Raw genomic sequence first — 11841 nt, 5'->3', positions numbered from 1 at the left:
TTATAATATAGTAAAAATATTTAAGGAGATGGGTATGGCAAATATAAAGGAGATATTGGAGAGAAATCCAGTGATACCAGCATTAAAGAATGAAGCTTATTTAGACGAGGCAATAGAAAGTGGAAGTGAGATAGTTTTTGTAATTATGGCAAATATCTTAAACATTAAAGGTATTGTTACAAAATTAAAAGATGCAAATAAGATAGTCTATGTACATATGGACATGATAGATGGAATATCTAGTTCTAACAATGGAGTGGAGTATCTGATGCAAGAGGTAAAACCAGATGGAATTATAACAACAAAACATAATATTGTAGCTTTTGCAAATAAAAAAGGGATAAAGGTTATTCAAAGATTTTTTATCTTGGATTCTTTCTCATTGGAAAATACAATAAATCATATCAAAGAAAATAAACCGAGTGCAGTGGAGATTTTGCCAGGGCTTATGCCAAAAATAATAAAGAAAATCAATAATTCTACAAGGATTCCTGTGATAACTGGAGGGCTTGTAAATGAGAAAGAGGATGTTATAAATGCGTTAGCAGCAGGTGCTGTAGGGGTATCAACAACATATAGTCACATATGGGATATTTAAATAGTGTACATAAATAAATCAAATAGTAATAAAATAATTTTATCTGTATTGACATAATTGTAAAAAAATGTTAGAATTATGTTAACGTAATAAAAGCTGTGTGAGATGGAGAAGCTTAAAAGAGTTGCTAATAGGGGGCGATTTTTTTGAGCTTTTTTTGCAGTTTTGAATCTAAAAAGGGGGCATTTTTATGACAGCAAGTGCAATGTATTTAGCAGAGTTTTTAGGAACAGCATTTCTTTTACTTTTAGGGAATGGAATCAATATGACATTAAGCCTAAATAAAAGTTATGGAAAAGGTGGAGGTTGGATGGTAACCTGCTTTGGTTGGGGTATAGCAGTTTCTATGGCAGCCTACCTAACAGGTTGGGTAAGTGGAGCTCACTTAAATCCAGCATTAACAATAGCTTTAGCAGTGGATGGAGCTTTAGATTGGGCATTGGTACCAGGTTATATAATAGCACAGATTTTAGGTGGTATGGTAGGAGCTATATTAGCTTACTTAACATATAAAAACCTTATGGACGAAGAGCCTAATCCAGCAACAAAGTTAGGGGTTTTTTCAACAGGACCAGCAATACCTAATAAATTTTGGAATGTGGTAACAGAGGCTGTGGGAACAGCTATATTAGTAATTGGAATACTAGCAATAGGATATGGAAAAAATATGGTAGAACCAGGAATAAAGCCATTTTTAGTAGGGATGTTAATCAGTGTTATAGGTATGGCAACAGGTGGAGCTACAGGATTTGCTATTAACCCTGCAAGAGACCTTGGACCAAGAATAGCTCACGCTATACTTCCAATAAAAGGAAAAGGAGATTCTAACTGGGGTTATGCTTGGGTACCAATTGTTGGACCTATTATAGGTGCATTAATAGGAATAGCTTTATTTAATTTCTTTTCAATCAGTTGTGTAGCTTGTGGATAATTACTTAATAAACGGAGGAGTAAATTATGGAGAAAAAATATATAATAGCATTGGATCAAGGAACAACAAGTTCAAGAGCAATAGTATTTGATAGTGAGCAAAAAATAGTTGGAGTAGCACAAAAAGAGTTTACTCAAATTTATCCAAAAGAGGGTTGGGTAGAGCATGATCCAATGGAAATCTGGTCAAGTCAGAGTGGAGTTTTAGCAGAAGTAATTGCAAGAACAGGTATATCACAACATGATATTATAGGAATTGGAATTACAAACCAAAGAGAGACAACAATAGTTTGGGATAAAAATACAGGAAAACCTATATACAATGCAATAGTATGGCAGTGTAGAAGAACAGCTAAGATATGTGATGAGTTGAAAGAGATAGAAGGTTTAGATGAGTATGTAAGAGAGAATACAGGATTACTAATAGATGCTTATTTCTCTGGTACTAAGATTAAATGGATATTAGATAATGTAGAGGGTGCTAGAGAGAAAGCTGAAAGAGGAGAGTTACTATTTGGTACTGTAGATACTTGGTTGATTTGGAAATTAACTAATGGAAAGGTTCATGCTACTGACTATACGAATGCCTCTAGAACAATGATATACAACATTAAGAAATTAGAATGGGATGAAAAATTATTAGATATATTAGGAATTCCAAAATCAATGTTACCAGAAGTAAAAGATAGTAGTGGAACATTTGGTTATGCAAATTTAGGAGGAAAAGGTGGTCATAGAGTACCAATAGCTGGGGTAGCAGGAGACCAACAAGCAGCACTATTTGGACAAGCTTGCTTTAAAGAGGGAGATTCCAAAAATACATATGGAACAGGATGTTTCCTATTGATGAATACAGGAACTAAGATGGTAAGAAGCCAAAACGGACTTGTAACAACAATAGCTATAGGACTTAATGGAAAAGTAGAGTATGCATTAGAGGGAAGTATTTTTATTGGTGGAGCAAGTGTTCAATGGTTGAGAGATGAATTAAAATTAGTAGGAGAATCAAAGGATACAGAGTACTTTGCTAGAAAGGTAAAGGATAGTGCAGGAGTATATGTAGTTCCAGCATTTGTAGGATTGGGAGCTCCATACTGGGATATGTATGCAAGAGGAGCTATAGTAGGACTTACACGTGGAGCTAATAAAAATCATATAATCAGAGCAACTTTGGAATCAATTGCTTATCAAACAAGAGATGTTCTTGAGGCTATGCAAGAGGATTCAGGAATTAAATTAGCTAGTTTAAAAGTGGATGGTGGAGCAGCAGCTAATAACTTCTTAATGGAATTCCAAGCTGATATTTTAGGAACAGCAGTAAGAAGACCAGTAACTCTTGAAACAACAGCACTAGGGGCAGCATATTTAGCTGGATTAGCAGTGGGATTCTGGGAGACAAAAGATGAGATTAGCTCACAATGGAAACTAGATAATGAGTTTATTCCAAATATGAGTGAAGAAGAGAGATGTAAAAAATATAGTGGATGGAAAAAAGCTGTAAAAAGAGCTCTTGCTTGGGAAGAGGAGTAATAATATCTCTTGACAAATGAAAAGAAAAGTAAGATAATTAATGAGAAAATAGAATAAATGACTAGTGAATAGGAGAGTCAGCAAAGGGCAGAGAGATCTGTCTATTTGCTGACTTTTTTTATTAAAAGAACGGGAGGAAATGCTATATGGTAGATGTAATTATAATAGGTGCAGGAGTTATGGGAGCTGCAACTGCATATGAATTGGCAAAATATAATTTAAAAATAAAAGTATTGGAAAAAGAGCATGATGTTTCAAATGGTACAAGTAAAGCAAACTCAGGAATAGTACACGCAGGTTATGATGCAAAAGAGGGAACTTTAATGGCTAAGTACAATGCCCTTGGAAACTCTATGTATGAAGAGTTGTGCAAAGAGATAGATGCACCATTTAAAAGAACAGGTTCATTAGTTTTAGCTTTTTCAGAGGAAGAGAGAGAGCATTTGAAACAACTTTATGAGAGAGGATTAAAAAATGGAATACCAGAGTTAAGAATTATTGAGAAGGAAGAGATACTTAAAATGGAGCCAAATGTAAGTGGTGAAGTAGTAGCTGCCCTATATGCTCCAACAGCTGGTGTTACAGGTCCTTGGGAAGTGACTATAAAGTTATTGGAAAATGCTGCAATAAATGGAGTAGAAGTTCTTACAGATGCAAAAGTAGAAAAGATAGAGAAGTTAGAAAAGGGATACAAGGTTATATTAACTGATGGAAGAGAGTTTGAAACAAAGGTAGTAGTGAATGCAGCTGGATTGTTTGCTGATGAGATAAATAATTTAGTAAGTTCTAGAAAGATAAAGATAACTCCAAGAGCAGGAGAGTATTATCTATTAGATAAAGTTCAAGGAAACTTAGTAAATAATGTTATATTCCAATGTCCAACAAAAGTTGGAAAAGGAGTTTTAGTAGCACCAACAGCTCATGGTAACTTAATAGTTGGACCTACAGCAAGTTTGACTGATGATAAGGAGTATGTAGGAAACACATTAGCAGGATTAGATGCTGTTAGAGCAGCTGCTGTAAAGAGTGTAAAAGATATAAACTTTAGAGATAATATAAAAAATTTCAATGGTTTAAGAGCTGAGTCAGACTGTCCAGACTTTATAGTAGGTGAAGTGGAAGATGCACCATATTTCTTTAATATAGCTGGAACAAAATCACCAGGATTAACATCAGCACCAGCAATAGGTTTAGATGTGGCTAGAATGATAGTAGAGAAGTTGGGAGATGTATCTAAGAAAGAGGAGCATAAAAAAAATAGACCACAGATTCATTTTATGGAACTATCTTCAGAAGAGAAAGCAGAAGTAATAAAGAAAGATCCAAGATATGGAAGAATCATATGTAGATGTGAGAGCATAACTGAGGGAGAGATAGTAGATGTTATCCATAGAATGGTGGGAGCTAAAACTGTAGATGGAGTTAAAAAGAGATGTAGACCTGGTATGGGAAGATGCCAAGGTGGATTCTGTGGGCCGAGAGTACAGGAGATATTAGCAAGAGAGTTAAATAAGAATTTAGATGAGATTGTTCAAGATAAAGTTGGGGCATACATACTTACAGGAGAGACTAAAAAGTAGGAGGAACTAGGAAATGAGATATGATTTAGTGGTAATAGGGGGAGGACCTGGAGGTCTTGCAGCAGCAATAGAGGCTAGAAATAATGGAGTAGAGAGCATATTAGTAATAGAGAGAGATAAGGAATTGGGTGGAATTTTACAACAATGTATCCACAATGGTTTTGGATTGCATGAATTTAAAGAGGAACTTACAGGACCAGAGTATGCAGAGAGATTTATAAAAAAATTACAAGAGAATAATATTGAGTATAAATTAGATACAATGGTATTGGAAGTAACTCCAGAGAAGATAGTTCATGCAATAAATACAGTGGATGGATATATGATGATAGAGGCTAAATCTATAATACTAGCTATGGGTTGTAGAGAGAGAACAAGAGGAGCTATCTCAATTCCAGGAGAGAGACCAGCAGGTGTATTTACAGCAGGAACAGCTCAAAGATTTATCAATATGGAAGGATATATGGTAGGTAAGAAGGTTTTGATTTTAGGATCTGGAGATATTGGACTTATTATGGCTAGAAGAATGACATTAGAGGGAGCAGAGGTAAAAGCTGTTGTTGAACTTATGCCATTTTCAGGAGGATTAGCTAGAAATATAGCTCAGTGTCTAAATGACTACAACATTCCATTATATTTGAGTCATACTGTTATTGATATAAAAGGAAAAGAGAGAGTAGAGGGAGTTACAATTGCTAAGGTTGATGAAAATAGAAGACCTATACCAGGAACAGAGATAGAGTATGAGTGTGACACACTACTACTGTCAGTAGGACTTATACCAGAGAACGATATTTCAAGAAAAACAGGAATTGTAATAGATAGAAGAACTTCAGGACCAATTGTTAATGAGATGATGGAAACAAGTATACCTGGAATCTTTGCTTGTGGAAATGTGGTTCATGTACATGACCTAGTTGACTTTGTAAGTGCAGAAGCAAGAAAAGCAGGGAAAGCAGCAGCAAAATTTGTTAAGGGAGAGGCACAGACAGGTGAGTATATAGATATTAAAACTGGACTTGGAATAACTTATACAGTGCCTCAAAAGTATAGAATAGAGAATTTAGATAAATTTTTGGAGATATCTATGAGAGTAAATAATATCTACAGAAATATGAGATTACAGGTGAGGGATGGAGAGAATATACTTGTAAATCTAAAAAAATCACATCTAGCTCCAGGAGAGATGGAGAAAATAGTTGTTCCAAAGAAACTATTAGAAGGTGTAAAAAGAAAAGAGATAGAAGTATGTTTAGTAGCAGAGGAGGGGAGATAGATGATAAAAGAGATGGTGTGTATAGTTTGTCCAATGGGATGTCATCTAAAGATAGATACAGAGAGTTTGAATGTGACAGGAAACACTTGTCCAAGAGGACCAGTATATGCTAAAGAGGAGTTGACTGCTCCTAAGAGAGTTATAACTTCAACTATTAGAATAGTTGGTGGAGTTCACAATAGATTACCTGTAAAAACAGATATGAGTATTCCAAAAGAGCTAAATTTTGAGTGTATGAAACTATTGAATAATATAGAGGTAAAATCACCAATAAAACATGGTGAGATAATCATAGAAAATGTTTTAGGAACAGGTGCAAATATAATAGCTTGTAGAGATATGTAAAATAAACTATCTTTAGTATTGACAAACTTTTAATTAAAGGTAATAATATCTGTAAGGATAATTTATGATTAAAGGTAGGAGGGAAGAAATTGGATAATTTAATAATTACAGTTGGAACAAGTCTAATAGATAACTATATTAAGCACAATCCTGAGAAAGAGAGTATCACAAAGGACGATATTTTAAGCTACTATGAAGAGGAAAAGATAGAGGACTTAAGAGATATAAGATTTGGAATAGAGATCATCTCTGTTGAGAACTTGAGAGAGAAAAATGTTTTTTCAGGGGAACACCTATTTATGATAACTCATGATACTGTTAATGGAAGATTAGCTGGTGAGGTTTTAGAGGAGTTTTTCCTAAAGAAACAGATAGTAAAAAATATTACAAAAAAAGCTATTCCAGCTATGAATAAAAGAAATCCAATTGAATTTAAAACAAAGGGATTAAGAAATTTAGTAGAAGAGATTGGAAATATAGTAGATACAGTTGGAAATAAGTATAATGTTTCTGTTTGTACTGTTGGAGGATATACAGCAGAGATATTTATGGTTAGTTTAATGGCTCAAATCTTAGGTGTAAAATCTTATTTTATGTTTAGAGAGTTTGAACATGTAACTGAAATTCCACCACTACCTATAAAACTTGACTATAATTATTATCTAGAGAATAAAGAGTTTTTCAATATTTTAGTAAAAGGAACAGAGATTGAAAAGTCACTTATAGCTAAATATTTAGATGAGAAATTGGAACTTAGCTACTTTGTTGAAGAGATAGAAAAAGATGGAAAGATCTATGTAGAACTATCTGCAATGGGAGATTTCTATGTAAGAAGAGTAAAGGATTGTAGACATTTACCAAGAAGAACAACAAATGTTGGTATTTGGGAAAAGGAGCTACCTTCAACTGTAGAGGAGAGACCACAGGAGCTTTTGGATATGTTAAAAATGCTAAAAGCATCTCCATATATTAATAAATTAAAAGTTGTTTTCCACAATCCAAATAGAAAATTAAAGGTTTCTAAGTTTTTTATTCTTGATAGTGCTGATTATGAGAGCACTCTATCTTTAGAGTTAAAGACATCTATGGGTGGATTTAGAATAGATATGTTTACAGTGGCTAACACTCAAAAAGAGTTTGAAGCATTGATGGTATATTTTAATGAAAATTTTCTATAAGAGATAGAAATTAATAGATAGTGCTAGTGAGAAAAGTTTCACTGGCACTTTTTTTATAAAAAATGTATAATGTAAAGAAAAAACACTTGACAGTTTTTGTATAATCTTATATAATATGCTGGTGATATAATGGAATTAGATGAATTTTTAGAAGTATCGACTCTATTAGATTATTATAGAAACTTGTTGAGTGATAAGCAAAAAGAGTACTTGATCAATCATTTTGAAGAAGATTTATCACTGTCAGAGATTGCTAAAAACAATGGTGTCAGTAGACAGGCTGTCTATGATAATATAAAAAGAGGGATAAAACAACTAAGAGAGTATGAAGAGAAACTAGGCTTTCATAAAAAAGAGAAAAAGATTTATGATGAACTTTTAGGACTGAGAGAGAACTTTGAACTTGAAAGACTAGATGAGATAATAGAAAGATTATTTTAGTCGAGGTGTATATGTTAGATAATTTAGGTTCTAGATTTCAAGAGGTTTTTAAAAAAGTAAGAGGACATGGAAAATTGAGTGAGAGCAATATAAAAGATGCTCTTAAAGAAGTTAAAATGTCACTTTTAGAAGCCGATGTTAACTATAAAGTAGTAAAGGATTTTACAGCTAAGATTCAAGAAAAAGCTATAGGAACAGATGTTTTAAAGGGGATAAATCCAGGACAACAGTTTATAAAGATTGTAAATGATGAATTGATAGAACTTTTAGGTGGAACTAATGCCAGATTAACAAAAGGAGTAAGAAATCCAACTGTACTTATGTTAGCGGGATTACAGGGAGCAGGAAAGACTACATTTGCTGCTAAACTAGGTAATTACCTAAAAAAACAGGGTGAAAAAGTTCTAATGGTTGGAGCTGACGTGTACAGACCAGCTGCGATAAAACAGTTACAAGTTTTAGGAGAGCAAACAGGAATTGAGGTTTACTCAGAGCTAGATCATCAGGATGCTGTTGGAATCTGTGAGAGAGGACTTGCTAAAGCAAAAGAGCTAGGTTCTACATATATGATAATTGATACTGCTGGAAGATTACACATTGATGAAAAATTAATGGATGAGTTAAGAGATATAAAAAAAGTAACTAGACCACAGGAGATTTTACTGGTAGTAGATGCAATGATAGGTCAAGATGCTGTTAACTTAGCAGAGTCATTTAATAATGTTTTAAATATAGATGGTGTTGTACTTACAAAATTAGATGGAGATACTAGAGGTGGAGCTGCGTTATCAATAAAAGCAGTGGTAGGAAAACCAATAAAATTTGTAGGAGTTGGAGAGAAAATTGATGATATAGAACTATTCCACCCAGAGAGACTTGTTTCAAGAATCTTTGGAATGGGAGATGTAGTTTCATTAGTTGAGAAGGCTCAAAGTGCAATAGATGAAGAAGATGCAAAGTCACTGGAAGAGAAGATCAGAACTCAAAAATTTGATTTAGATGACTTCTTAAAACAGTTACAAAATATAAAAAAATTAGGTTCACTAGGAAGTATCTTAAAGATGATACCTGGAATGGGACAGATTGGAGATTTAGCTCCAGCTGAAAAAGAGATGAAAAAGGTAGAAGCTATTATTCAATCAATGACTAGAGAAGAGAGAAAGAAACCTGAGATACTTAAGGCTAGTAGAAAACAGAGAATAGCTAAGGGTAGTGGAACTGAAGTGGCAGATATAAACAGGTTGTTAAAACAATTTGAACAGATGAAAGCTATGATGAAGATGTTCAGTGGTGGTAAGATGCCTTCATTACCTTCATTCGGTGGATTTAAAGGTGGAAAATTTCCATTTTAATAACATATAAATAATTTAAAGAATAAAATATAAATAATAAAAGGAGACGTGAAATTTATGTTAAAATTAAGATTAACTAGATTAGGAGACAAAAAAAGACCTTCTTATAGAATCGCAGCTATGGAAGCATTATCAAAAAGAGATGGTAAAGCAGTTGCTTACTTAGGAAACTACTTCCCATTAGAAGATTCTAGAGTTGTATTAAAAGAGGAAGAAATTGTAAAATTCTTATTAAACGGAGCTCAACCAACTAGAACTGTAAAATCAATATTAGTTAAAGCTGGAGTATGGGCAAAATTCGAAGAAGCAAAAAGAAAATAATTAATTAGAAGAATTTTAGGGGCTTTATACTACTGTATAAAGTCCTTTTTTCTATTAGACAAGCTAATAAAGTTTTGATATAATATAGAGAAGTTCAATAAAATATAAAACAAAGGTGAAAAATGGATAAGATATTTGAACAAGTGGCTAAAGAATTAAATTTATCTACAGTACAAGTAGTTAATACAATGCAACTTTTAGATGAAGGTGCAACAATACCTTTTATAGCAAGATATAGAAAAGAGGTAACTAAGAATCTTGACGAGGTAGAGATAGGGAAAATACTAGAAACAGTTACATATCAAAGAAACTTAGAGAAGAGAAAAGAAGAGGTAATCAGATTAATTGAAGAGCAAGGAAAATTAACTGATGATATAGTGAAAGCTGTTTTTTCTGCAACAAAACTTCAAGAGGTTGAAGATATATACTTCCCTTATAGAAAGAAGAGAAAAACAAAGGCAGATATAGCAAAGGAAAGAGGTTTAGAGCCGTTTTCTGAGTATATGTTAAAAGCTAAATCAATGGAGGACTTGGAGTTAAAGGCTAAGGAGTTTTTAACTGATGAGATAGCTGATGAAAAAGAGGCTATTGAAGGAGCTATGTTGATCTTAGCACAAAATATATCTGAAACTCCAATATACAGAGAAAAAATTAGAGAGATAATGTTAACCAAGGGAATATTAGTAACTAAAGAGAGTAAAAAGGCAAGAGAGCTGGATATAAAAAAGGTATATTCAGATTATTACCAATATAGCGAACCTATAGCTAAGATACCCTCTCATAGAATTTTAGCTGTAAATAGAGGAGAGAAGGAAGATATATTATCCACTGCAATTGATTTTGATGAACAGGTAAGAGCTAGAGTAGAAAACCTTATATTGAAGGATTTTGAAAATAAAAATTTACAGGATCTATACTCAAAGATTGTTGTAGATGCTTTAGATAGATTGATATTACCAGCTATAGAGAGAGAAGTGAGAAATATTCTTACTGATAAGGCTGAAGAAGAGGCGATAGCAGTATTTAAGGATAACTTAAAAAATCTTTTAATGCAAGCACCTTTAAATGAAAAAAATATATTAGCTTTAGACCCTGGTTATAGAACAGGATGTAAAGTAGCAATTATAGATAAGAATGGATTTTATAGAGAGAAAGACGTTTTCTTTTTAGTGGCAGATATGCATAATGCCAAACAACTAGAAACTGCTGAGAATAAGATTGTTGACTATGTGAAAAAATATGAGATTGATATTATTGTAATAGGAAACGGAACTGCTTCTAGAGAGACTGAGAGCTTTGTAGCAGGAGTTATAAAAAAATACAATCTACCAGCTAAATATCTTATAGCTAACGAAGCTGGAGCGTCAATATATTCAGCATCTAAAATTGCAGCTGAGGAGTTTCCAGATCTAGATGTTACAGTTAGAGGAGCTATCTCTATAGGAAGAAGAGTTCAAGATCCACTTGCAGAACTTGTAAAAATTGATCCAAAATCAATAGGGGTAGGAATGTATCAGCACGATGTCAATCAAGGAAGATTAGATGATTCACTAGATGCTGTTATAACAAATGTGGTAAACAGTGTAGGAGCCAATCTAAATACAGCTTCTTGGGCTTTACTATCACATATCTCTGGAATAAAGAAAAATATAGCTAAAAATATAGTTGATTATAGAAAAGAGAATGGAAACTTTAAAAATAGAAAAGAACTATTAAAAGTTAAGGGAATTGGAGCTAAAGCTTATGAGCAAATGGCTGGATTCCTAGTAATAGTTGATGGAGAGAATGTACTGGATAATACAATAATCCACCCTGAATCTTATCATATAGCAACAGATATATTGACAGAAGCAGGAATTTCAATAGCTGACTACAAGAGTGATCTAAATGTAGCTAGAGAGAAATTAAAAGGTTTTGCATATGAAAAATTTGCAAAAGAGAAAGAGTATGGATTAGAGACAGTTAAGGATATCTATGAAGCATTGATTAGAGATAGAAGAGACCCTAGAGATAGTTTTGAGAAACCACTTTTAAAATCAGATATATTGAACATAGATAATTTACAACCAGGAATGGAGATAGAAGGAACAGTTAGAAATGTGGTAAAATTCGGTGCTTTTATAGATATTGGATTAAAAAATGATGCACTTTTACATATTTCAGAGATTTCAAATAAATTTATAGATGATCCAAGTAAGGTATTATCAGTTGGACAGATAATTAAAGTAAGAATAAAAGATATTGATAAAGAGAGAGAGAGAGTAGGATTAACTAAGAAGGAGAAATAATT

At 33.1% G+C, this 11841-nt stretch carries 11 protein-coding genes; all 11 read left to right on the top strand.

Translation table 11 applies throughout. From position 1 onward, the window contains the following. The first annotated feature begins 34 nt into the window (after positions 1-34). The 11 genes from QZ286_RS07820 to QZ286_RS07770 all read left to right on the top strand — a co-directional run bounded on the left by QZ286_RS07820 (position 35) and on the right by QZ286_RS07770 (position 11839). Complete coding sequence (locus QZ286_RS07820) at positions 35-598, top strand: glycerol-3-phosphate responsive antiterminator (RefSeq protein ID WP_291256399.1); 564 nt, start codon at positions 35-37, stop codon at positions 596-598. Between the two features lie 190 nt (positions 599-788). Continuing rightward, positions 789-1529 carry an MIP/aquaporin family protein gene (locus tag QZ286_RS07815; protein WP_291256398.1) on the top strand — a complete coding sequence of 247 codons (741 nt, stop codon included), beginning with the start codon at positions 789-791 and terminating at the stop codon, positions 1527-1529. A gap of 26 nt (positions 1530-1555) precedes the next feature. Next, on the top strand, positions 1556-3058 hold the full coding sequence (gene glpK, locus QZ286_RS07810; protein WP_291256397.1) for a glycerol kinase GlpK: 1503 nt from the start codon (positions 1556-1558) through the stop codon (positions 3056-3058). 146 nt (positions 3059-3204) lie between these two features. After that, positions 3205-4638, top strand: a complete 1434-nt coding sequence (locus QZ286_RS07805) for an NAD(P)/FAD-dependent oxidoreductase (protein WP_291256396.1) — start codon at positions 3205-3207, stop codon at positions 4636-4638. Positions 4639-4651: 13 nt separating this feature from the next. Beyond that, positions 4652-5914 (top strand): FAD-dependent oxidoreductase, encoded by a 1263-nt coding sequence (locus tag QZ286_RS07800; RefSeq protein WP_291256395.1) that lies wholly within the window; start codon positions 4652-4654, stop codon positions 5912-5914. Then, complete coding sequence (locus tag QZ286_RS07795) at positions 5915-6259, top strand: DUF1667 domain-containing protein (RefSeq protein WP_291256394.1); 345 nt, start codon at positions 5915-5917, stop codon at positions 6257-6259. It begins immediately after the preceding gene. Between the two features lie 89 nt (positions 6260-6348). Next, complete coding sequence (locus tag QZ286_RS07790; RefSeq protein ID WP_291256393.1) at positions 6349-7437, top strand: antitoxin; 1089 nt, start codon at positions 6349-6351, stop codon at positions 7435-7437. Positions 7438-7566: 129 nt separating this feature from the next. After that, entirely contained in the window at positions 7567-7878 is a 312-nt protein-coding gene (gene ylxM, locus QZ286_RS07785; protein WP_291256392.1) for a YlxM family DNA-binding protein, read from the top strand. Between the two features lie 11 nt (positions 7879-7889). Next, positions 7890-9230, top strand: coding sequence for a signal recognition particle protein (gene ffh / locus QZ286_RS07780; protein WP_291256391.1), 1341 nt, complete (start codon positions 7890-7892; stop codon positions 9228-9230). A gap of 57 nt (positions 9231-9287) precedes the next feature. Continuing rightward, a complete protein-coding gene (gene rpsP, locus QZ286_RS07775; RefSeq protein WP_176846417.1) occupies positions 9288-9551 on the top strand; it encodes a 30S ribosomal protein S16 in 264 nt (87 codons plus the stop codon). Between the two features lie 122 nt (positions 9552-9673). Further along, positions 9674-11839, top strand: coding sequence for a Tex family protein (locus tag QZ286_RS07770; RefSeq protein ID WP_291256390.1), 2166 nt, complete (start codon positions 9674-9676; stop codon positions 11837-11839). Positions 11840-11841 lie beyond the last annotated feature (2 nt).

It is taken from the genome of Fusobacterium sp., from assembly GCF_019012925.1.
In the GTDB taxonomy this organism is placed as follows: Bacteria; Fusobacteriota; Fusobacteriia; order Fusobacteriales; family Fusobacteriaceae; genus Fusobacterium_A.
The sequence above is the reverse complement of the archived record's forward strand: the minus strand, read 5'-3'. Positions and strand labels throughout refer to the sequence as shown.

What these genes read in the sequence shown, in the direction of transcription:
- QZ286_RS07795 (WP_291256394.1), top strand. Translation starts at nt 5,915, where the DNA reads ATGATAAAAGAGATGGTGTGTATAGTTTGTCCAATGGGATGTCATCTA.
- QZ286_RS07815 (WP_291256398.1), top strand. Translation starts at nt 789, where the DNA reads ATGACAGCAAGTGCAATGTATTTAGCAGAGTTTTTAGGAACAGCATTT.
- QZ286_RS07800 (WP_291256395.1), top strand. Translation starts at nt 4,652, where the DNA reads ATGAGATATGATTTAGTGGTAATAGGGGGAGGACCTGGAGGTCTTGCA.
- QZ286_RS07820 (WP_291256399.1), top strand. Translation starts at nt 35, where the DNA reads ATGGCAAATATAAAGGAGATATTGGAGAGAAATCCAGTGATACCAGCA.
- QZ286_RS07770 (WP_291256390.1), top strand. Translation starts at nt 9,674, where the DNA reads ATGGATAAGATATTTGAACAAGTGGCTAAAGAATTAAATTTATCTACA.
- ylxM (WP_291256392.1), top strand. Translation starts at nt 7,567, where the DNA reads ATGGAATTAGATGAATTTTTAGAAGTATCGACTCTATTAGATTATTAT.
- QZ286_RS07805 (WP_291256396.1), top strand. Translation starts at nt 3,205, where the DNA reads ATGGTAGATGTAATTATAATAGGTGCAGGAGTTATGGGAGCTGCAACT.
- ffh (WP_291256391.1), top strand. Translation starts at nt 7,890, where the DNA reads ATGTTAGATAATTTAGGTTCTAGATTTCAAGAGGTTTTTAAAAAAGTA.
- glpK (WP_291256397.1), top strand. Translation starts at nt 1,556, where the DNA reads ATGGAGAAAAAATATATAATAGCATTGGATCAAGGAACAACAAGTTCA.
- rpsP (WP_176846417.1), top strand. Translation starts at nt 9,288, where the DNA reads ATGTTAAAATTAAGATTAACTAGATTAGGAGACAAAAAAAGACCTTCT.